The sequence below is a fragment of the Variovorax sp. efr-133-TYG-130 genome (genome assembly GCF_030208835.1).
Lineage (GTDB): Bacteria > Pseudomonadota > Gammaproteobacteria > Burkholderiales > Burkholderiaceae_C > Variovorax.
The window spans coordinates 176306-195854 of record NZ_JARVTD010000007.1; the positions used below are offsets into that span (position 1 = coordinate 176306).

At 69.0% G+C, this 19549-nt stretch carries 21 protein-coding genes and 1 pseudogene; 9 read left to right on the top strand and 13 right to left on the bottom strand.

Going from position 1 to position 19549, the window contains the following annotated elements:
* Nucleotides 1–17: 17 nt before the first annotated feature.
* Complete coding sequence (locus QRN67_RS09310; protein WP_285411562.1) at nt 18–797, bottom strand: SDR family NAD(P)-dependent oxidoreductase; 780 nt, start codon at nt 795–797, stop codon at nt 18–20.
* A gap of 146 nt (nt 798–943) precedes the next feature.
* Between QRN67_RS09310 and QRN67_RS09315 the strand changes: the two genes are divergently transcribed.
* Nucleotides 944–1675, top strand: a complete 732-nt coding sequence (locus QRN67_RS09315; protein WP_106936022.1) for a GntR family transcriptional regulator — start codon at nt 944–946, stop codon at nt 1673–1675.
* On the opposite strand, the gene QRN67_RS09320 is transcribed toward QRN67_RS09315, so the two are convergent.
* The 8 genes from QRN67_RS09320 to gtdA form a co-directional block, all read right to left on the bottom strand.
* A complete protein-coding gene (locus QRN67_RS09320; protein WP_285411563.1) occupies nt 1641–2549 on the bottom strand; it encodes an acyl-CoA thioesterase in 909 nt (302 codons plus the stop codon). The genes QRN67_RS09315 and QRN67_RS09320 overlap by 35 nt on opposite strands.
* A gap of 118 nt (nt 2550–2667) precedes the next feature.
* On the bottom strand, nt 2668–3357 hold the full coding sequence (locus QRN67_RS09325) for a hypothetical protein (protein WP_285411564.1): 690 nt from the start codon (nt 3355–3357) through the stop codon (nt 2668–2670).
* A gap of 54 nt (nt 3358–3411) precedes the next feature.
* Nucleotides 3412–4764 (bottom strand): FAD-dependent oxidoreductase, encoded by a 1353-nt coding sequence (locus tag QRN67_RS09330; protein WP_285411565.1) that lies wholly within the window; start codon nt 4762–4764, stop codon nt 3412–3414.
* On the bottom strand, nt 4764–5741 hold the full coding sequence (locus QRN67_RS09335) for a Bug family tripartite tricarboxylate transporter substrate binding protein (protein ID WP_081270704.1): 978 nt from the start codon (nt 5739–5741) through the stop codon (nt 4764–4766). The genes QRN67_RS09330 and QRN67_RS09335 overlap by 1 nt, the downstream gene beginning before the upstream one ends.
* Before the next feature lie 84 nt (nt 5742–5825).
* Nucleotides 5826–6812, bottom strand: coding sequence for a Bug family tripartite tricarboxylate transporter substrate binding protein (locus tag QRN67_RS09340; RefSeq protein WP_205367733.1), 987 nt, complete (start codon nt 6810–6812; stop codon nt 5826–5828).
* A gap of 53 nt (nt 6813–6865) precedes the next feature.
* On the bottom strand, nt 6866–8089 hold the full coding sequence (locus QRN67_RS09345) for a 3-hydroxybenzoate 6-monooxygenase (RefSeq protein WP_106936025.1): 1224 nt from the start codon (nt 8087–8089) through the stop codon (nt 6866–6868).
* A 30-nt stretch (nt 8090–8119) separates the two neighbouring features.
* Nucleotides 8120–8824: a fumarylacetoacetate hydrolase family protein gene (locus tag QRN67_RS09350; protein ID WP_081270701.1), complete on the bottom strand. Its 705-nt coding sequence runs from the start codon at nt 8822–8824 to the stop codon at nt 8120–8122.
* 146 nt (nt 8825–8970) lie between these two features.
* Nucleotides 8971–10032 (bottom strand): gentisate 1,2-dioxygenase, encoded by a 1062-nt coding sequence (gene gtdA / locus QRN67_RS09355; RefSeq protein WP_285411566.1) that lies wholly within the window; start codon nt 10030–10032, stop codon nt 8971–8973.
* Nucleotides 10033–10153: 121 nt separating this feature from the next.
* On the opposite strand from gtdA, the pseudogene QRN67_RS09360 reads away from it, so the two are divergent.
* The 8 genes and pseudogenes from QRN67_RS09360 to QRN67_RS09395 all read left to right on the top strand — a co-directional run.
* Nucleotides 10154–10288: pseudogene (locus QRN67_RS09360) on the top strand (LysR family transcriptional regulator); the annotation flags it as partial.
* A 235-nt stretch (nt 10289–10523) separates the two neighbouring features.
* Nucleotides 10524–11051: a LysR substrate-binding domain-containing protein gene (locus QRN67_RS09365; protein WP_285411567.1), complete on the top strand. Its 528-nt coding sequence runs from the start codon at nt 10524–10526 to the stop codon at nt 11049–11051.
* Between the two features lie 85 nt (nt 11052–11136).
* Nucleotides 11137–11586: an acyl-CoA thioesterase gene (locus QRN67_RS09370; RefSeq protein ID WP_081270698.1), complete on the top strand. Its 450-nt coding sequence runs from the start codon at nt 11137–11139 to the stop codon at nt 11584–11586.
* Between the two features lie 96 nt (nt 11587–11682).
* Nucleotides 11683–12159: a phasin family protein gene (locus tag QRN67_RS09375; protein WP_285411568.1), complete on the top strand. Its 477-nt coding sequence runs from the start codon at nt 11683–11685 to the stop codon at nt 12157–12159.
* A gap of 141 nt (nt 12160–12300) precedes the next feature.
* The gene (locus QRN67_RS09380) at nt 12301–13008 is read left to right on the top strand and encodes a TetR/AcrR family transcriptional regulator (RefSeq protein WP_106936027.1); all 708 of its coding nucleotides are present in this window, start codon (nt 12301–12303) and stop codon (nt 13006–13008) included.
* A gap of 8 nt (nt 13009–13016) precedes the next feature.
* On the top strand, nt 13017–13862 hold the full coding sequence (locus tag QRN67_RS09385) for a tetratricopeptide repeat protein (protein ID WP_285411569.1): 846 nt from the start codon (nt 13017–13019) through the stop codon (nt 13860–13862).
* 67 nt (nt 13863–13929) lie between these two features.
* Nucleotides 13930–14187, top strand: a complete 258-nt coding sequence (locus QRN67_RS09390) for an acyl-CoA-binding protein (protein WP_007835415.1) — start codon at nt 13930–13932, stop codon at nt 14185–14187.
* Nucleotides 14188–14244: 57 nt separating this feature from the next.
* The gene (locus tag QRN67_RS09395) at nt 14245–14745 is read left to right on the top strand and encodes an HIT family protein (protein ID WP_216639244.1); all 501 of its coding nucleotides are present in this window, start codon (nt 14245–14247) and stop codon (nt 14743–14745) included.
* A 6-nt stretch (nt 14746–14751) separates the two neighbouring features.
* Here the strand turns inward: QRN67_RS09395 and QRN67_RS09400 are convergent, their stop codons facing one another.
* The 4 genes from QRN67_RS09400 to QRN67_RS09415 are packed head-to-tail and all read right to left on the bottom strand — an operon-like array spanning nt 14752 to nt 19500.
* Complete coding sequence (locus QRN67_RS09400) at nt 14752–15996, bottom strand: CaiB/BaiF CoA transferase family protein (protein ID WP_285411570.1); 1245 nt, start codon at nt 15994–15996, stop codon at nt 14752–14754.
* A 12-nt stretch (nt 15997–16008) separates the two neighbouring features.
* The gene (locus QRN67_RS09405; protein ID WP_081270691.1) at nt 16009–16326 is read right to left on the bottom strand and encodes a polyhydroxyalkanoic acid system family protein; all 318 of its coding nucleotides are present in this window, start codon (nt 16324–16326) and stop codon (nt 16009–16011) included.
* Complete coding sequence (locus QRN67_RS09410) at nt 16319–17443, bottom strand: aminopeptidase (protein ID WP_285411571.1); 1125 nt, start codon at nt 17441–17443, stop codon at nt 16319–16321. The genes QRN67_RS09405 and QRN67_RS09410 overlap by 8 nt, the downstream gene beginning before the upstream one ends.
* Nucleotides 17440–19500 (bottom strand): molybdopterin-containing oxidoreductase family protein, encoded by a 2061-nt coding sequence (locus QRN67_RS09415; RefSeq protein ID WP_285411572.1) that lies wholly within the window; start codon nt 19498–19500, stop codon nt 17440–17442. Before QRN67_RS09415 ends, QRN67_RS09410 begins: the two co-directional genes overlap by 4 nt.
* Between the last annotated feature and the right edge of the window lie 49 nt (nt 19501–19549).

The window sequence follows — 19549 nt, forward strand, 5'->3', positions numbered from 1 at the left end:
AAAGACCTGCGCGGCCGTCACTGCATGCGGTAGCCGCCGTTGACGTCGATCACGTTGCCGGTGATGTACGCCGCCTGCTCCGACACCAGGTAGTCGACCGCGCCGGCCACGTCGTCCACCGTGCCGATGCGCCCGAGCGGGATGCTGGCGGCGGCCGCGTCGAGCGCGCCGCTGCTGCGCACGGTGCCGCGCAGCATGTCGGTGTCGATCAGCCCGGGGGCCACCGAATTCACCGTGACGCCCAGGTGCGCCGATTCGCGCGCCATCGCCTTCGTGAGGCCGAGCACCGCCGACTTGGCGCCGATGTAGGTGGCGCTGGAGCGGTAGCCGCCCAGCTGCGCCGCCACCGAGCCGAAGGTGACGATGCGGCCGTGCGCCACGGGCGCCGCTTCGCGCCGGCGCAGGTAGGCGCGCCCGCACAGGAACACGCTGCGCGCGTTGACGGCGAAGGTGCGCTCCCAGTCTTCGAGCGTGGTGTCCTTGATCGGCGAACGCTCGCCGCCTGGCATCAGCAGGATGCCGGCCACGCAGACCATTGCGGCCACCGGGCCGAGCGTGCTCTCGATGTCGTCGAACGCGGCTTCGACGGCGGCTTCCTGGCTCACGTCGAACTCGCGGAAGTGGTGGCCCTCGCCGAGCGACCGGGCCACGGCGCGGGCGTTGTCGCCGTCGATGTCGGCCACCACGACGCGAAAGCCGCTGGCCGCGAGGCGGCGGCACACGGCCTCGCCGATGCCGCGGCCGCCGCCGGTCACGAGGGCCAGCCGGCCGTGAGGTTGTGCATGATGTTCCGACATGGGCTGCAAGGTCTCCGGGCCGCTTCGAGGCGGCATGAAAGTTGATCGAGGGCCGCATTGTGTATACATGAACACTTTTCGAAGCCCTCGTTTTCCCTGATATCACGCCTTATTTCTGACTTTCACTGGCATCATGTATACCTGACATGGACACACTCTCCCAACAAGTCACCGAGACGCTGCGCACCTGGATCCTTCACGGCAGGCTGCAGCCGGGCATGCGCGTGGAAGAAGTGCCGATCGCCGAAACCCTCAAGGTGTCGCGCACGCCGGTGCGCGCCGCGCTGGCCGCGCTGGCGATGGAAGGGCTGATCGACCACCAGCCGAAGAAGGGTTACCTGGTGCGCTCGTTCGCGCTCGAGGACATCCTCGCGGCCTACGAGGTGCGCTCGGTGCTGGAGGGGCTGGCCTGCAGGCGCTTCGCCGCGCTGGGCGTGGACGAGCCGACCGCCGCGCTATTGCAGGAGTGCCTGCGCGAAGGCGACGAAATACTTGCGAAGGGAAAGCTGCTGGCCGAAGACCTCGCGCCCTACCAGCAGATGAATGTGCGGCTGCACAACGCGCTGATGCATGGTGCGGGCAACCAGTGGATCGTGCGCTTCGGCGCGCAGGCGCAGGCGGTGCCGTTCGCGTCGGACCGCATCATGCTGTGGCACGACCACGGCGTGATCCTGCGCTCGCACGACGACCACCACCGCATCGTGCAGGCCGTGATTTCAGGTGACGCCGCTCGCGCGGAGCAGCTGATGCGCGAGCATGTGTACTACGCCGGCATCCTGCTGCGCGACAACTACCAGCGACTGCTGGGCGAGCGCAGCCGCGACGGGCTGCAGCAGGCCGCGCTCACGGGCGAGTCGTCGCCGTCCACGGCTTCCTGATGCGCAGCATGCCTTCCTGCGCGGCCGAGGCCACGAGGCGGCCGTCGCGCGCATAGAGGCTGCCGCGGCACAGGCCGCGCGCGCCGCCGGCGCTGGGCGAGTCGAGCACGTACAGCAGCCAGTCGTCCATGCGGAAATCGCGGTGGAACCACATCGCGTGGTCCAGGCTGGCGGGGCGCACCTGGCCGCTCATGAAGCTCAGGCCGTGCGGCAGCATCGCGGCGCGCAGCAGGCCGTGGTCGGAGGCGTAGGCCAGCAGCGCGCGATGCACCATCGGGTCGTAGGGCAGCGGCGCGATGGCGCGCATCCAGATCGCGCTTTGCGCCGAGGCCGGACGCGGCAGCGGCGCCATCAGGTCCTCGGGGTCGACGCGGCGGTACTCGATGCCGTGCGGCTGGATCGCCTTGCTGCGCCAGGGCTCCGGCAGGCGGTCGCCGAGGGCGATGCGCTGGTCGAGCTCGCTGGCGAGGCCTTCGGGGCCGGCCACGGCGGGCATGTCGAACTGGTGCTCGACGCCCTCGTCCACGGTCTGGAACGAGGCCGACATCTCGAAAATGATGCGCTCCTGCTGGCGCGCCACCACGTGGCGGGTGGTGAAGCTGCGGCCGTCGCGCACGCGGTCCACGCTGTATTCGATGGGCGCATGCTCGCCCGGCAGCAGGAAGTAGGCGTGCATGGAATGCACCGGGCGCTCGGCGCCGACCGTGAGGCTGGCGGCCATGAGCGACTGGCCGAGCACCTGGCCGCCGAAGACGGCGGGGGTGCCGATGTCCTCGCTCCGGGCCCGGAAGCGGTCGCCGCCCAGGGGTTCGAGCTGCATGAGCGCGACGAGTTCGTCGACGAGGCGGGAGGCGGTGGCGGAGTCGGTGGTCATCGGGAGGGAGAAAGCGGGTCGAGGCTGTCGAAGCGGGCTGGAAGCAACCCTCCACCATAGCAAAGCCCGGGCCGGCCAGCTGTCGCGGGCCGGTCAGCAGCCCCACCGTCAGCTGCCGCTACTTGTAGAAGCACATGCCCATGAGCCGGGCGCGGCAGCCGTAGTCCGTGCCGCCCTGCACCACGCGCACCGGCACGCCGGCCAGCAGCAGCGAGCCGTCGTCGGCATACACCAGCGGCGAAGGCGCGGCCTTGCTGAAGGGGGCGCTGAGCGTTTCCTGCTCGACGTAGCCCAGGTACTGGCGCCGGGAGAAGTCGACCGTGTCGGCCGACTTGATCGGCACCGCCGCGTAACGCTTGCCGTAGACGGTGCCGAAGTAGCGCAGCGTGGGGCCGGGGCGGTCGCCGTATTTCGCGTCGGTCCTGGCGAAGCCGGTCTGGATCAGGAAGGCGCGGTCCTCGGGCGTCAGGTCGGCGTCGAAAGCCATCAGCACGTACTGGCCCTCGAAGCTCTGGTTGCGCGCCACCTTCAGCTCGCCGAGCAGCGCGGGCGTGACCTTGGCGCGGCCTTCCCAGCGCAGCAGCGCCGCCACCGACGGATCGCCGTCGAACACGTAGTGGTAGTTCTCGCCGGCAATGGCGACCTTGCGGCCGTCCTTGGCGGCGAAGAAGCTCAGCAGCCGGTCCTTGCCGTGCACGGGCTCGCCTTCGGGGGTACTGGCGCAGCCGGCCAGCATGAGGCCGATGGCGGTGCAGGACAGCGTCAGGAGGGTGCGACGCGCGGGTGTCGACAACGAAGGAAAGTGCACGGTTCGTCCGGGGTTCAAGTTCATCAAGCCCCGGACTCTAGCGCGCCGCCGCGATCAGCGGTCGAGGTCGACGCCGTCGGCGAGCAGCTTTTGCTGCAGCGCGGGAACGTCCACCTTCGCGAAGCTGCCGCCGCCCAGCGAGGCCGCAGCGGTGCCCGCCGCCTGCCCCATGACGAAGCAGCCCCCGCTCGCGCGCGCGGCCGACTGGCCTTCGTGCGTCATCGATGCGCAGCGGCCGGCCACCAGCAGGTTGTCGACCGCCTGCGGCACCAGCATGCGCCACGGCAGGTGGTTGTAGGCGTTGTCTTCGTCGCGCGGGAAGGCCCACTCGATGCGGCCGTCGGCGTGCATTTCCATCGGCCAGGCATTCAGGCCGATGTTGTCGTCGAACTTGGCCGAAGAAAGGATGTCCTCGCGCCCGAGCGCGTACAGGCCCTGGATGCGCCGCGTCTCGCGGATGCCGACCTGCGGCGCGATCTCCACGATGGCCGACTGCGCGAAGCCCGGCACCTCGGCCTTCAGGAACTTGAAGTACTCGCTGATCTGGCGGCGGCCTTCGAGCTCGCCTTCGGTCAGCTCGCGCGCGTCGACGCCGTTCATCGCACGGCCCTGGGCGTTGCGGATCTGCGTGACGTTGGCGCGCCATTCGCGCGGGTCCTTGTTGGGCCGCAGGATGGCGCCTTCGCGCGGGAACTTGTAGACGCCCGGCTTCTGCTGCTCGGCGCGCGCCATGAAGTCGTTGATGGCCTTGAACTCGCCCACCGCCTCCAGCGCGGCCGGCGCGTCGACCTGGCCGATGCGGAACATGGTGGTCGGGAACAGCCCGCTGCCGTGGCCGTCGCCAACCTCGAAGGGCACGCCCGCGAAGGCGGCCACGTCGGCGTCGCCGCTGGCGTCGATGAAGGCGTTGGCGCGAATCGCCTGGCGGCCCGACTTGGTCTCGACCACCAGCGCCGCGATGCGGCTGCCGTCGCGGATCGCCGCGGCCGCATACGCATGGAACAGCAGCTTCACGCCGGCCGCATCGAGCAGCTGGTCGGCGGCCAGCTTGTAGGCCGAGGTGTCGTAAGAGCGCACGCAGATGCGCCCGCCCATGCCGTTCTGCGGCTGGTTCATGCCGTTGAGCCCGGCGATGCGCTCGATCAGCTCGTCGACCACGCCGCGCACCAGCTGGGTCATCTCGCCCTTGCGCTTGCCGTACAGGCCCGCGAAGTTGGTGACGCCGCCGGCCGTGCCCATGCCGCCGAGGAAGCCGTAGCGCTCCACCAGCAGCGTGCTGGCGCCGTGGCGCGCCGCGCTCACGGCGGCGGCGATGCCGGCGGGGCCGCCGCCGACCACCACCACGTCGTATTCGCCGAAGACCGGCAGCTCGCGCGCCGGTTCGTGCAAGGTCTGGACTGTCGTCATCACTGGAGCTTGATGCCGCGTGCGGAAATGATCTTCGTCATGATGGCCGCCTCTTCGTTCACGCGCGTGCGCATGCCGTCCGGCGAGGTGCCCACGGCCTGCCAGCCTTGCTCGAAGAGCTTGCGGCGCACGTCCGGGTCCTTCATGACCACTTCGAGTTCGCGGCTGATGCGCGCCTGCGCCGCCTTCGACAGGTTGGCCGGGCCCAGCAGCGCCACCCACACTTCGAGGTTGAAGTCCTTCACGCCGGCCTCCGACAGCGGCGGGATCTCGGGCACCAGCGCGCTGCGTCCGCCCGTGAGGCCGATGGCCTTGAGCTTGCCGGCCTTGATCTGCGGCATGGCCACGCCCGGCGGGATCAGGCCCATCTGCACCTGGTCGCCCAGCATGGCGGTGATGACCTGCGGGTTGCCCTGGTAGGGCACGTGCTCGGGCTTGAAGCCGGGCACGCGGGTCTTGAGCAGTTCCATGCCCAGGTGGCCGACCGAGCCGATGCCCACGGAGCCGTAGTTCCACTTGTCGCCGGCCTTGCGGCCCGCGTCGAAGAAGGCGGCGCCCGAGGGCAGGTTGTTCTGAGCCACCAGCACCAGCGGCGCGGTCGCGATCAGCGACAGATAGGTGAAGTCCTTGACCGGGTCGTACGGCAGCTTGGCGTACAGCATCTTCGACGACGTGAGGTTGCCGTTGATGACGATGCCCAGCGTGTGGTCGTCGGTGGCCTTGGCCACCTGGTCGGCCGCGATGTTGCCCGATGCGCCCGCCTTGTTGTCCACCACGATCGGCTGGCCCAGCGCCTTGGACAGCGGCTCGGCGATGGTGCGCGCGGCGATGTCGGGCGTGGAGCCGCCGGGGAAGCCCACGAGCAGGCGGATCGGCTTGTTCGGCCAGGCGGCGTTCTGCGCGCCGGCGGTCATCGGCAGCGCGGCGGCGGCGGCCAGGCCGCAGGCAATCAGGAGGGCTCTCTTGGTGACGGACATGGAGAAAAGTGTGAAAAAGTTAGCAAAAAGTAAAGAGGGCCAGCTTAACTGCCGAGCGAAGCGCTGGGCAAGGCGCGGGCCGCGCTAATCGAGGCTGATGTTGCCCCTGCGCACCAGCTCGCCATACACCTTCGACTTGGCCTCGGCGTTGCGCTCGATTTCCTCGGGCGACCAGGCCAGCGGCTCGAAGGCGAAGGTGTCGAAGCGGGCACGGATCTCGGGGTCGGCGATGACCTTGGCCACGTCGGCGTTGATCTTCGCCTTCACGGCCGCCGGCACGCCCTTTGGCGCGAGCAGCGACACGAAGGAATTGACCTCCAGCGAGGCCGGGCCGCCGGCCTCGGCCATGGTCGGCACGTCGGGCATCTGCGGAATGCGCCGTGGCGCCGCGACGGCCAGGTAGCGCAGCTTGCCGGCCTTGTAGATGCCCTGGCTCGACGGAATGCTCGCGAAGGCCCACGGCACTTCGCCGGTGCCCACGTTGGAATACAGCTGCGACACCTCGCGGTACGGCGCGTGGCGCATGCGGATGCCGGTGAGCGCCTCGAGCTGCTGCGCGCCCAGGTGGCCCGGGCTGCCGACGCCCCACGAGCCATAGACGATGGCGTCCGGCTCGGCCTTGGCGGCGGCGATCAGGTCGCCCATGTTCTTCCACTTCGAGTCGGTGCCCACCGCCACGAAGAAAGGCGTGCGAAACAGCGAGGCCACCGGGTCGAAGTGCTGCAGCGTCACGAAGTTCTTGGACTTGTACAGGTGCGGCAGCGCGGCGATGTGCTCGCTGTCGAGCTGCAGCAGCGTGTAGCCGTCGGGCGCGGCGCGGCGGGCCTGGTCGATGGCGATGAAGCCGCCGCCGCCGGGCTTGTTGTCGATCAGCACGCGCTGGTTCCACAGGCGCGAGAGCTTGTCGGACACCAGGCGCAGCACCGCGTCGGGGCCGCTGCCGGCCGCGAAGGGCGTGACCAGCGTCACGGGTTTGTTCGGAAAATCGCCGGCCTGCGCCAGTGCGGCGGTGGTGGCGGTGGCGCCGGTCACGGCAAGGATGCCGGTCAGCAGTGCGCGCGGGAAGTTCATGCTTTGTCTCCTGGGCCTCTGGCCTCGAATAGTGATGATGAAGGGAACAGGTTTCAGCGCGGCGAAAGCGCCCGGGGCGCATCGTCCAGGCAGTGCTCGGGCCGCCATGCATAGAGCCACTCGACCGCATCGTAGAAGCGTTCGGGCGTGCGGCCGGTCCAGAGGCTGTTGCGCACCAGCCGCTCCACGCCCTTGGCGTGATAGATGCGGCCCATCTCGCGCACCGACAGCACCACGCGCGCGGTGCGGGCGACGCGCGCGGCCTCGTACAGCTTGAACGCGGCGGCCATGTCGAAATCGCAGGCTTTCACGGCCTCGCCCAGCGTCACCGCGTCTTCGAGCGCCATGCAGGCGCCCTGCGCGAGGTACTGCATCATGGGGTGCGCCGCGTCGCCCAGCAGCGTGGCCGGGCCGTCGCTCCAGCGCTCGACCGGGTCGCGGTCGGCGGTGCTCCAGCGGCGCCACGAGGTCGGGCGGTCGAGCAGCTGGCGCGGGCGCGCGTGCACGCCCTCGAAGTACGACAGCACTTCCTCCTTGCTGCCGTCGGTCACGCCCCACTGTTCCTGCTCGCGGCTGTGGAAGGTGACGACCAGGTTGTATTGCTCGCCGTGGCGCAGCGGGTAGTGCACCAGGTGGCAGTCGGGGCCGGCCCACACCACCGGCGCGTTCCAGCACAGGTCGGCCGGCATGTCGGCGGCGGGCACCACCGCGCGGTAGACCACGTGGCCCGACACGCGCGGCGCGTCGCCGATGAGCCTGGCGCGCACCACCGACTTCACGCCGTCGCAGCCGACGATGGCGTCGGCCTTGAAGCGGCGGCCGTCGGTGGTGACGGCGGCCACGCCCTGGGCGCCGATGTCGAGCGCCTCGACCTGCGCCGAGGTGTGAAAGCGGATCAGCGGATGCTGCTTCACCGCCTCGTGGATGGCGCCGTGCAGGTCGGCGCGGTGGCTCACCGCATACGGGTTCCGGAAGCGCGCGCGGAAGGCTTCGCCCACCGGCACCGAGGCCACTTCGCCGCAATCGACGGCGTCCATCATCACCAGCCGGTCTGTGAACACCGAGCCCCGGCGCACCGCCTCGCCCACGCCGAGCGCGTCGAGCGCGGCGAAGGCGTTGGGGCCGAGCTGCAGGCCGGCGCCGATCTCGCCGATGGCGGCGCTCTGCTCCAGCAGGTCGATGGACACGCCAAGGCGCGCCAGTGCCAGCGCCGCGGCCATGCCGCCGATGCCGCCGCCGACCAGCAGCACGGAGGGGGGATTCTTCGAAAGGGTCATGGCGCGTGCCTGTGCGATCGGGAGAAAGACTCAGTCGATACGGACCGTGAGCGACGGCAGGCGCTCGATGCTCACCTTGATGGTCTGGCCGGCCTTCACCGCGCCCACGCCTTCGGGCGTGCCGGTGAAGATCAGGTCGCCGGGCTGCAGCGTGAAGAGCGTCGACAGGTTGGCGATGACCTCGTTGACCGACCAGATCAGGTGCGTGATGTCGCTGTTCTGGCGCACCTGGCCGTCGACTTCGAGGGTGATGGCGCCGGCGTTGATCTCGCCTACGTCGGCCAGCGTGCGCAGCGGCGCGATGGGCGCGGAGAAGTCGAACGCCTTGCCGATTTCCCAGGGGCGGCCCTGCTCGCGCATCTTCATCTGCAGGTCGCGGCGGGTCATGTCCAGGCCCACGGCATAGCTGTGGATGTGGCTGGCGGCGTCTTCGACCTTGATGTCCTTGCCGCCCTTGCCGATGGCCACGACCAGTTCGGCTTCGTAGTGGTAGTTGCTGGTGAGCGGCGGGTACGGAATGCTGCCGGTCGCGCCCGCGGCCACGGGCACCACCGAGGCGTCGTCATTCGGCTTGCAGAAGAAGAACGGCGGTTCGCGGTCGGGGTCGAAGCCCATCTCGCGCGCATGGGCCGCGTAGTTGCGGCCGACGCAGTACACGCGGCGCACGGGGAACAGCTTGTCGGAATCCACGATGGGCAGGCCGACGACGGAAGGAGGCGTGAAAACGAAGGACATGGGGGGTTCCTGCCGCACGGGGCGGCACACGGTCAACAAAACAAAAGAAGAAATTCGGCCGGCGCCGGGCCGCCCCAAGGCGGCCGAGCCTCCCCCTCGGGGGGTGGCGAATTACACGAAGCGAAGCGCAGTGAAAAGCCGGGGGGTCAACATCCTTCAAGGAAGGCTTCGCGCAGGATGCCCATGGCCTGCTGCACGGGGCGGTCCGAGAAGCTGAAGAGCACGGCGTCTTCGCTCGGCGACGACAGCTTCAGCGGCGCCCACGACGGCACCACGAAGGTGTCGCGCGGGCCGAACGTGAAGCGCTGGCCGGCGATCTCGGCCGTGCCGTGGCCTTCGACCACGCTGTAGACGGCGCCGTCGGTCGCGCGGTGGGTCTTGCCCGCGAAGCCCTTGGGCAGCAGCTGCAGGTTGGTCGAGATGGTCGGCATCGGCGAGCCGCCTGTCAGCGGGTTGACGTAGCGCAGCTTGTGGCCCAGCCACGCGTCAGGCGCTTCCTGCTTCTGCAACAGGGCCAGTGCCTCGCGGCTGCGCGCATAGGGGTAGTTGAAGATCGGCGAGGTGGCCGACACATGGTCGTGGCGCACCGGCACCATGTTGTGGCCGAAGCGCGCAAGGCTGTTGCCTTCCGCGCGCGAGACGTGCTGCACCTTGGAATCGTCGTTCTCGGCGAAGCCCGCGTCGAAGAAGCGCAGCATCGGAATGTCGAGCCCGTCGAGCCACACCACCGGCTCCACGCTGCCGCCGATGCCCTCGTTGCCGTGGTCGTGCCAGGCCCACGACGGCGTGATGATGAAGTCGCCGGGGTACATGGTGGTGCGCTCGCCGCCCACCGTGGTGTAGGCGCCCTTGCCGTCGACGATGAAGCGCAGCGCCGACTGCACATGGCGGTGCGAAGGCGCCACCTCGCCCGGCATGATGAGCTGCAGGCCGGCATACAGCGACTGCGTGATCGACGAGTTGCCGGGCAGCGCCGGGTTCTCGAGCACCAGCACGCGGCGCACGGCCTCTTCGGCGGTGATGAGGTCGGCCGACTCCATCAGCAGCGGGCGGATCTCGTCGTAGCGCCACAGCGCGGGCACGCAGGGCGTCTGCGGTTCGCGCGGCACGAGCGCGTGCAGCGACTCCCACAGCGGCGTGAGATGCAGCGGCCCGATGCGGGCGTAGTAGTCGCGGCGCTCTGCCGCGTTGGAGGGAACGGGTTTCATGGGCGTGGTTGTCTCCGTGGCCGGGCATTGTTGAGCCGCACCACTATTTCCTCAAGCCCGGCAGCCAATACACGGAATCCGGAATTTCGATAATGGTGCCTTTCGCTCCAGGGAAACACCCATGTCCAGGCTCGATCTCGAATGGCTCGCCGTGTTCGACGAGGTCTACAAGACCGGCAACGTCTCCAAGGCGGCCGAGCGGCTGGGCATGGCGCAGTCGGCGGCCAGCACCGCGCTGAACAAGCTGCGCGCGCACTTCGACGACCGCCTCTTCACCCGCACCGCGCAGGGCATGCAGCCCACGCCGCATGCGGAGCGCATCTACCCGAACCTGCGCGAGGCGCTGGGCCAGCTGGCGCAGGCCCAGGGCAACCGCAGCAGCTTCGACCCCGCGCAGGCGCAGCGGCGCTTTCGCATCTGCATGACGGACATCAGCGAGGTGGTGCTGCTGCCAGGCCTGCTCGACCACCTGCGGCATGCGGCGCCGGGGGGTGCACATCGAGACCGAGATCATCTCCACCATCAGCGGGCGCCGCCTGCAGGACGGCGAGGTCGACCTGGCCGTGGGCTTCATGCCCCAGCTGGACGCGGGCTTCTACCAGCAGACGCTGTTCATGCAGAACTTCGTGTGCCTGGCCGCGCAGAACCATCCGCGCATCGGCGCGCGGCTCACGCGCAAGCGCTTCGAGGCGGAGGCGCATGCGGTGGTGTCGACGTCGGGCACGGGGCACGCCATCGTCGACACCACGCTCGCGCGGCTGGGGCTCAGGCGCAACGTGGTGGTGCGGCTGTCGAGCTTCCTGAGCGTGGCGCGCATCGTGGCGCATACCGAGCTGCTGGTGGTGGTGCCGCGCATCCTGGGCAAAGTGCTGGCCACGCAGGAGCCGGTGAAGCTGCTGGAGCCGCCCTTCTCGCTGCCCGACTACGCGGTGAAGCAGCACTGGCACGAGCGCTTCCACGCCGACCCGGGCAACGCGTGGCTGCGGCGCACGCTGGCCCAGTTGTTCAGCGGCGCCTGAAGGGGGCGCGTGAAGGGGCGCATGAAGGGGCGCGCACTCGCATAATCGCGGCTCCCCACCACAGCCATTCCAGAAAAGGCGAACCATGTCCTCGATCACCCTGCGCTTTCTTGCCGAGCCGAACACCGTCAACTTCGGCGGCAAGGTCCACGGCGGCACGGTCATGAAGTGGATCGACGAGGCCGGCTACGCCTGCGCGACCAGCTGGGCCAAGCGCTACTGCGTCACCGCCTTCATCGGCAGCATCCGCTTCCACAGGCCGATCATGATTGGCGACCTTGTCGAGGTGGAGGCCCGCCTGGCCTACACCGGCAAGACCAGCATGAACATCTCGGTCGAGGTGCGCAGCGGCGACATGAAGGGCGGCGCGATGGAGAAGACCACCGAGTGCCTGATCGTCTTCGTGTCGGTCGACTCGCACGGGCGTCCATTGCAGGTCGAGAGCTTCGCACCCGGCACCCCGGGCGAAATGGCGCTGGCCGAGCGCGCCAAGGCCCACCTGGACGCCAGCCGCGCCGCGGGCGCCACGCCCTGAGCCAGGCGCTAGGCGCTAGGCGCAAAGCCCTAATCGCGAGCGCCGGGGGCCGCTAGAGTCCTGCGATCGATTCGAATCTTTCAAGGAACACCTCGCATGGCCTCCCAGGACGACAACAGCAAAGCCGCCGACCGCATCAAGGACTCCGCCCAGCAGATCTGGCTGGCCGGGCTCGGCGCCTTCGCCAAGATGCAGCAGGAAGGCAGCAAGGCCTTCGAGGCGCTGGTCAAGGACGGCGCCGGCATGCAGAAGAAGACCCAGCAGGCCGCCGAGGAAACGCTGGCCCAGGCCCAGCAGCGCATGGCCGGCTTCGCGAGCGAGTTCGGCACCAAGGCGGCCGGCCAGTGGGGCAAGCTGGAGAACATCTTCGAGGAACGCGTGGCGCGCGCGCTCGAAAAGCTCGGCACCCCATCGGCCGCCGACGTGGCCGCGCTGCAGGCGCGCGTCGAAGCGCTCGAGGCCCAGTTGAAGAAGCAGGCGGCGGCAACAGCAGCCCCGCGCAAGGCTGCTGCCCGCAAGACGGCGGCTCCGGCCGCCAAGAAGACCACCTTGCGCCGCAGCAAGGCCGGCTGACCCTCCGCGCCGGCCCGCATCGGCCGGCCGCTATTGCGGCACTGCACAAGAAAACAGCCCCGCAAAACATGCACCGCGCCGTTCATGGTGCGGTGCACATGCGCTAGAGTGCCTTCAAGAGACAACCGGGGGCACCGAGACATGGCAAAGAAGGCGCCACGCCGCACAGCGCAACGCATCCTCGAAGCCGCATTGGACCTGTTCAACCGCTTCGGGGAGCCGAACGTCTCGACCACGCTGGTGGCGGGCGAACTCAACATCAGTCCGGGCAACCTCTACTACCACTACCCGGCCAAGGAAGAGCTGATCAACAAGCTCTACGAAGGCTACGAAGCCGAGCTCAACGAGCTGCTGCACGCGAGCGAAGGCGTGCACGACGTGGAGGACGCGTGGTTCTTCATGCACAGCCTGTTCGAGCTGATCTGGCGCTACCGCTTCCTGTACCGCGACCTCAACGACCTGCTGAGCAAGAACCGCCACCTGGAAACCCAGTTGCAGCTGGTGCTGGAGAACAAGGCCCGCGCCATCCGCCAGCTGATCGCCGGGCTGAGCCGCGCCGGCCACCTGGAGATCGATGCGCACGAGGTCGGCACCCTTGCACACAGCATGGTGGTGGTGCTGACCTACTGGCTGAGCTACGAGTACGTGCGCAACCCGCGCGAGGCGCTGGAGCCGGCGCATGCGCAGGGTGCGCTGATGCGCGGCGGCCAGCACACGCTGCACCTGCTGGCGCCGTACCTCGGCACCGAGCAAAGGCGGCATCTGCTGACATTGAGCAATGCCTACGGCGCGGAAGATGCATCCAACGCGACGTCCCCGGTCGCGTCCCCGGTCGATATGGCGGCCTAGACAAGACCATGCCCCACCCCGATTTCAAACCGCTCTCGCTGATGTCCGGCGGCGCCGCGGCCGCCGCCACCGCCGCGCAACCGTGGACGCCCCTGCCCTACGCCGACACGCCCCGCCACGACGCGCGCAGCGTGCTGGCGCACTGGCCGCGGCTGCACGCGGGCCACGACCACATGCCGCCGCCCGCCGCGGACTCGCCGCTGGCCGAGGGCTGGGCGCTGTACCACAGCGGCGAATTCGAGCGTGCGGCCACGGTCGGCCTGCTGCACGGCGCCGACGGCATGGTGCTGGCCAACCAGGCCACCGCCATCTACGCCAACTACCTGGAGCCGCGCGAATCCGTGCGGCTCGCCATGTTCCGCCAGGTGATCGAGCGCGCCGGCGCGCAGGTGCTGGCCGATCCCGGCAACTGCCAGGCCCTTTACTGGCAGGCCTATGCGCTGGGTCGCTACAGCCAGGGCATCAGCGTGGCGCGCGCGCTGGCGCAAGGGCTGGGCAGCAAGCTCAAGGGCGCGCTCGAACGCGTCATCGAACTCCAGCCGGGGCATGCCGATGCGCACGTCGCGCTGGCGGCGTTCCACGCCGAGGTGATCGACAAGGTCGGCGCGCTGGTCGGACGCATGACCTACGGCGTGCGGGCCGAGGCCTCGATCGAACTGTTCGAACGCGGCCTGGCGCTCAACCCCGATTCCGCCGCCGGAATGATGGAATACGCCCGCGCGCTGGTGATGCTGCACGGCGAGTCGCGCATGCGCGAGGCCACGCAGTGGTTCGAGAAGGCCGCCGCGCTGAATCCGGCCGACGCCCGCGAGCGGCTGGACGTGGAACTGGCGCGCGCGGGGCTGCGCGACTGACCCCGGTACTTTCAAGTACCACGCGATTTAAGATGCGCGTTTTCAGCTTTTCAATTCGACCAAGCCCATGTCCGACCTCAACGCCCAATTCGAAGCCGCCCAGGCCAACTCCAAGCTGCTCGCCGAGCGCCCCGACAACCCGACACTGCTGAAGATCTACGGCCTGTTCAAGCAGGCCACCGAAGGCGACAACACCGCCAAGAAGCCGAGCTTCAGCGACATCGTCGCGCGCGCCAAGTGGGACGCCTGGACCGCGCAGAAGGGCGCGAGCGCCGACGAAGCCAAGCAGAAATACATCGACCTGATCGAGTCGCTGCGCGGCTGATTTGATGGCCTGGAGGTCCGGCCGGCAAAACATTTGCGCGTCGATTCCGTCTCTGGAATGACGACGCGCATTTCAAAAGCCACGCCGGACCGTATGAGCAACGACTGCATTTTCTGCAAGATCATCGAAGGCCAGAGCCCTTCCCACACGATATGGGAGGACGAATCGCATGTCGCCTTCCTGTCGATTTTTCCGAATACCGAAGGCTGCTCGGTCGTGATACCGAGAAAGCACTCCCCGAGCTACGCATTCCATCTGGAAGACGACGCGCTGGCAGGCCTGGTCCTCGCCGCGAGAAAAGTCGGCCTGCTGCTCGATCGCGCCTTCGATGACGTCGGTCGCACCGGGATGGTCCTGGAAGGCTTCGGCGTCGACCACGTGCATGCCAAGCTGTTTCCCATGCACGGCACGCCAAAGCAAGGCAAGTGGCAGCCGATCAAGTCGAACGTCGACAGATATTTCACGCGCTACGAGGGCTACCTGTCGTCGCACGACCATGCGCGCGCAAGCGATGAAGCGTTGGCGATGCTCGCCGCACGCATCAGAGCGGCGGCCTGAAACGGACTACCCCACGATCCCGCGCGCACGCAGCGCGGCGATCTGCTCCTCGCTCAGCCCGATTTCCTTCAGCACCGCATCGGTGTCCGCCCCCACTGCCGGTGCGTTGTGGCGGTGGCTGGCCGGCGTGAGCGACAGCTTGGGAACGAAGCCCGGCACGGCCAGCTGGCTGCCGTCGCTCATTCGCACCTGCTGCAGCATGCCGCGCGCCGCGTAGTGCGGGTCGACCGCGATGTCGGCGATGGTGTAGATGCGCCCTGCCGGCACATGCGCCGCGTCGAGCGCGGCCAGCACCTCTTCCACCGTGTGCCGCGCGGTCCAGTCGCCGATGGCGGCGTCCAGCATCCCGACCTGCGCCACGCGCCCGGCGTTGCCGGCCAATGCCGGGTCGGCGGCCAGGTCGGGCCGGCCGATGCATTCCATGAGCCTGCGGAAGATGCTGTCGCCGTTGCCCGCGACGATGGCGTAGCCGCCGTCCGCGCAGCGGTAGGCGTTGGTCGGCGCGATGCCCGGCAAGGCGCTGCCGGCCGCCTCGCGAACCGCGCCGAAGGCGTCGTACTCGGGCAGCAGGCTTTCCATGCAGTTGAACACCGCCTCGTAGAGCGCCACGTCGATCACCTGCCCGCGGCCCCTGGGGTATTCGGCGCTCACCGTCGCATGCCGGTGCTGCATGGCCAGCAGCACGCCGATCACGCCATGCAGCGAAGCCAGCGTGTCGCCGATCGACACGCCCACGCGCACCGGCACGCGGCCCGGTTCGCCGGTGAGGTGGCGCAGCCCGCCCATGGCCTCGGCCACCACGCCGAAGCCCGGCCGGTCGCGGTACGGCCCGGTCTGGCCGTAGCCGCTGATGCGCAGCATGACGAGGGCAGGGTTGGCGGCCAGCAGCTCGTCGGGGCCGAGGCCCCAGCTTTCCATGGCGCCGGGGCGGAAGTTCTCGATCAGCACGTCGGCCTCGGCCGCGAGCTTGCGCACCACGGCCTGCGCCTCGGGCTCGCGCAGGTCGAGCGCCAGCGAGCGCTTGTTGCGCGACTGCACCTGCCACCAGACCGAGGTGCCGTCCTTCAGCAGCCGCCAGCTGCGCAGCGGATCGCCCGTGCCGGGAGCCTCGATCTTGACGACCTCGGCGCCGAAGTCCGCCAGCGTGCGCGCCGCGAACGGCCCCGCGATCAGCTGGCCGAGTTCGATGACCTTGAGGCCGGCCAGCGGACCGCCGGCATGAGTAGAAGAGGCGTTCGTCGTCGCGGTCATGCCCCGGACCGCTCAGGCCAGCCGGGTACCGCCGCCGCCGGGCGCGCCGAGCAGCGCGTCGAGGTTGCGCGTGATCTTCTGCTCGATGACCTCGCTGAAGCTGCTGAACAGGAAGCCCAGCGTCGCGTCGAGCGTGAAGGTGTTGGCCGTGACCTCGACCGTGCCGTCGATGCCGGCGCGGGTGAACTGCGCCACGTCGCGGTCCTTGCCTTCGGTGTAGGCGCATTCGAGGCCGAATTCCTCCTGGGCCTGCTTCACCCACTGGCGCGCGACTTCGCGTGCGCCGGCAATGCCAAGCGCGTGGTTGCGTTCGATATGGATGTCAGGCACCGGGATCTTCCTTCTTGTCTTGGGGGCTGGTATGGGTCTGCAGCACGCCGCTGGCCGCCTGCAGCGCGGCGCGGCGCGCCTGCTCGGTCGGCAGCGCGGCGATGCGCTTGACCTCAGTGTAGAAGCGCGGCCAGTCGCGGCCTTCGCGCTCGAAGAGTTGCTCGAAGCTCGGCACCAGGTCGTCGTAGGCGCCCTGCGCGCCGAAGGCCGCGTTGTTGGCGCGCGCCACCCAGGCGTCGTAGGCGTTCTGGCGCGGGCCGCTCCATCCGGCCTTCAGGCTGGCGTAGCGTTCGCGGAAGTCGGCCATGGCGGCCTGCTTCATGGTCTCTACCTTGGCCCAGTCCTTGGCCTTGGCTTCGGGCGACTCGTAGACCTTCGTGAGCGCGCGGCGGGTGTCGAGCGCAAGCGCGCGGAAGTCCTGGCGCTGCCTGTCGAACTGCGCGTATTCGCGGCGGGCCGGCTCGCCGGCCTCGCGCTGCAGCCACAGCGCGCCGCCGATGCGCTCGACCGCGGTGGCGTAAGACTCGTTGAACACCGTGTCGCCCGGCACGTAGAGCACCTGGTGCGCCAGTTCGTGGAACACGATGCGCGCCAGCTCGCCCTCCGGATAGCCGATGAAGGTGGACAGCAGCGGATCGCCGCCGGCCCAGTTCATCCAGCCGAGCGTGGAGTACGCGGGCACGGGGTAGACGGCCACCTCCATGCCTTCTTTCTTCTGCACCTCGGCTTCGGCCTTGGCCGAGGCTTCGTCGTAGTAGCCGCGATAGCCCACGCAGCCCGCCACCGGGAAGCACCAGCTCTTGAGCGTGAGCGAATACGGCGGCGCGGCCACCACGTTCCACACGGCGGCGGCGCGGTGCAGGTCGGCGTACGACTTGTAGCTGGGGTTGTCGGGCAGGCCGAGTTCGGAAGAAGCGAAGCGCCGGATGCGCTGCGTGAGCTCGAGCTTGGCTTTCAGCGCCGCGGACACCGCCGGATCGGCCAGCCACTCGGGCACGGGCTTGGCGGCCCGCATGATGCCGATGTGGCCGCTGGCCGACTGCCAGTAGTAGCCGAGGTCGGCACAGCCGGTGAGGAACACCGAGCCTGCCAGCGCGAGCGCCGCGAGCAGCTTCACGCCTTCTCGACCTCGACGAGGCAGTCGTAGAAGGTCGGGCCGCGGCCGATGTCGGTCAGGCGCTGGCTGGTGAGCTCGTTGACGTTGGTGCCGTCCATGCCGAGCTTGCGCCACCAGATGCCCATGCCGTGCACCACGCCCTGCCGCGCGCGGCGCGAGACTTCGGCGCGGCAGCGGTGCTCTCCGCGCTTGTTGAACACGCGCACCAGCGCGCCGTCCTCGATGCCGCGCGCGGCGGCGTCGGCCTCGTGGATCTCCAGCAGCGGCTCGACCTCGATGGCGCGCAGGCTCGTCACGTTCACGAAAGTCGAATTGAGGAAGTTGCGCGCCGGCGGCGAGATCATGGCCAGCGGGAACTCGGTCGAGCTGCCGGCCGGCTCCCAGTTGGGCACGTGGTCGGGCAGGCCGTTCATGCCCAAGGCCTCCAGCCGCGCGCTGAAGAATTCGCAGCGGCCCGACGGCGTGGGGAACTTGCCCTCGGCAAACGGCGCTTCCGGCAGCTTCAGGCTGGTGAAGCCTTGCGCCAGCAGCTGCGGGAAGTCGATCGCGTTCTCCGCGAAGGCGGTGCGGCACAGCGTCTCGTCGGAATCTGAAAAGCAGGGTTCGGTGAAGCCCATGCGCTTCGCCAGTTCGCGGAACACCCAGGCGTTGCTGCGGGCCTCGCCGCGCGGCGCCACGGCCGGGCGGTTCAGCAGCACGTCGGTGTGGCCGTAGCTGCAGTGGATGTCCCAGTGCTCCAGCTGCGTGGTGGCGGGCAGCAGGTAGTCGGCGTAGTCGGCGGTGTCGGTGCGGAACTGCTCCAGCACCACGGTGAAGAGGTCTTCGCGCGCGAAGCCCGCCGCCACCTTGGCCGATTCGGGCGCCACAGCCACCGGGTTGCTGTTGTAGACCACGATGGCCTTCACCGGGTTGGCGGTGTCCAGCAGCGCATCGCCGATGGTGCTCATGTTGATGGTGCGCGGCTTGCGGCCGGCCAGCAGGTCGGGGCGCTGCAGCGCGGCGCGGTCGACCGGGTAATGGCCCGAGCTGCTCAGCAGCAGGCCGCCCGCGCGGTCGCGCCAGGCCCCCACCAGCGCCGGCAGGCAGGCGATGGCGCGGGCCGCGTTGCCGCCGCCGCGCACGCGCTGCATGCCGTAGTTCAGGCGGATCGCGGCCGGCTTGGTGGTGCCGTAGGCCCTGGCCAGCGAGACGATCTGTTCTTCGGGAATGCCGCAGACTTCGGCCGCGCGCGAGGGCGGCCACTGCAGCGCGCGTTCGCGCAGCTGCTCCCAGCCCAGCGTGTGGCTGGCGATGTAGTCATGGTCGAGCCAGTCGTGCACGATCAGCTCGTGCATGAGGGCCAGCGCCAGCGCGGCATCGGTGCCTGGCAGCAGCGCGATGTGCTCATCGCACTTGTCGGCGGTTTCGGTCTTGCGCGGGTCGATGCACACCAGCCGGGCGCCGGCGCGCTTGGCGGCCTGGGCGTGGCGCCAGAAATGCAGGTTGCTGGCGATGGAGTTGCTGCCCCATATCAATATGAGCCTGGCCTCGGCGAAGAACTCGATGCGCATGCCGACCTTGGCGCCCAGCGTGTAGACCATGGCCTCGCCGCCGGCCATGGAGCAGATGGTGCGGTCCAGCAGGGTGGCGCCCAGCTTGTGGAAGAAGCGCCGGTCCATCGACTCGCCCTGCACCAGGCCCATGGTGCCCGCATAGCTGTAGGGGACAATACCCTCGGGTTTTCCCTGTAATACTCGAAGATGCGCGGCGATGTCGTCCAGCGCGGCCTCCCAGCTCACCGGCTCGAACTGCCCGCTGCCCTTGGTTCCGACGCGCTTGAGCGGCTGGACCAGCCGCTCGGCGTGGTCGTTGCGCTCGATGTAGCGCGACACCTTGGTGCACAGCACGCCGCCGGTATGCGAATGCGCGGCATTGCCCTGCAGCTTCACGGCCACGCCGTCCTTCACGGTGGTGACGAGCGCGCAGGTGTCCGGGCAGTCATGGGGGCAGGCCCCCAGCACGGTGGACGTGGCGGGCGGGGGTGCTTCTTCGAGCAGGGAATCCGGTGCGTGGGGCATCGGGCAAGTCTAATTTGTGCGCAAGTCAGAGCGCGGGAACGGGTTTTCA

Coding starts and splice junctions, on each gene's coding strand:
- QRN67_RS09390 (WP_007835415.1), top strand. CDS start 13,930: ATGTCCGACCTCAACGCCCAATTCGAAGCCGCCCAGGCCAACTCCAAG.
- QRN67_RS09370 (WP_081270698.1), top strand. CDS start 11,137: ATGTCCTCGATCACCCTGCGCTTTCTTGCCGAGCCGAACACCGTCAAC.
- QRN67_RS09335 (WP_081270704.1), bottom strand. CDS start 5,741: ATGTCCGTCACCAAGAGAGCCCTCCTGATTGCCTGCGGCCTGGCCGCC.
- QRN67_RS09385 (WP_285411569.1), top strand. CDS start 13,017: ATGCCCCACCCCGATTTCAAACCGCTCTCGCTGATGTCCGGCGGCGCC.
- QRN67_RS09415 (WP_285411572.1), bottom strand. CDS start 19,500: ATGCCCCACGCACCGGATTCCCTGCTCGAAGAAGCACCCCCGCCCGCC.
- QRN67_RS09315 (WP_106936022.1), top strand. CDS start 944: ATGGACACACTCTCCCAACAAGTCACCGAGACGCTGCGCACCTGGATC.
- QRN67_RS09320 (WP_285411563.1), bottom strand. CDS start 2,549: ATGACCACCGACTCCGCCACCGCCTCCCGCCTCGTCGACGAACTCGTC.
- QRN67_RS09350 (WP_081270701.1), bottom strand. CDS start 8,824: ATGTCCTTCGTTTTCACGCCTCCTTCCGTCGTCGGCCTGCCCATCGTG.
- QRN67_RS09310 (WP_285411562.1), bottom strand. CDS start 797: ATGTCGGAACATCATGCACAACCTCACGGCCGGCTGGCCCTCGTGACC.
- QRN67_RS09330 (WP_285411565.1), bottom strand. CDS start 4,764: ATGACGACAGTCCAGACCTTGCACGAACCGGCGCGCGAGCTGCCGGTC.
- QRN67_RS09340 (WP_205367733.1), bottom strand. CDS start 6,812: ATGAACTTCCCGCGCGCACTGCTGACCGGCATCCTTGCCGTGACCGGC.
- QRN67_RS09345 (WP_106936025.1), bottom strand. CDS start 8,089: ATGACCCTTTCGAAGAATCCCCCCTCCGTGCTGCTGGTCGGCGGCGGC.
- QRN67_RS09380 (WP_106936027.1), top strand. CDS start 12,301: ATGGCAAAGAAGGCGCCACGCCGCACAGCGCAACGCATCCTCGAAGCC.
- QRN67_RS09375 (WP_285411568.1), top strand. CDS start 11,683: ATGGCCTCCCAGGACGACAACAGCAAAGCCGCCGACCGCATCAAGGAC.
- gtdA (WP_285411566.1), bottom strand. CDS start 10,032: ATGAAACCCGTTCCCTCCAACGCGGCAGAGCGCCGCGACTACTACGCC.
- QRN67_RS09400 (WP_285411570.1), bottom strand. CDS start 15,996: ATGACCGCGACGACGAACGCCTCTTCTACTCATGCCGGCGGTCCGCTG.
- QRN67_RS09395 (WP_216639244.1), top strand. CDS start 14,245: ATGACGACGCGCATTTCAAAAGCCACGCCGGACCGTATGAGCAACGAC.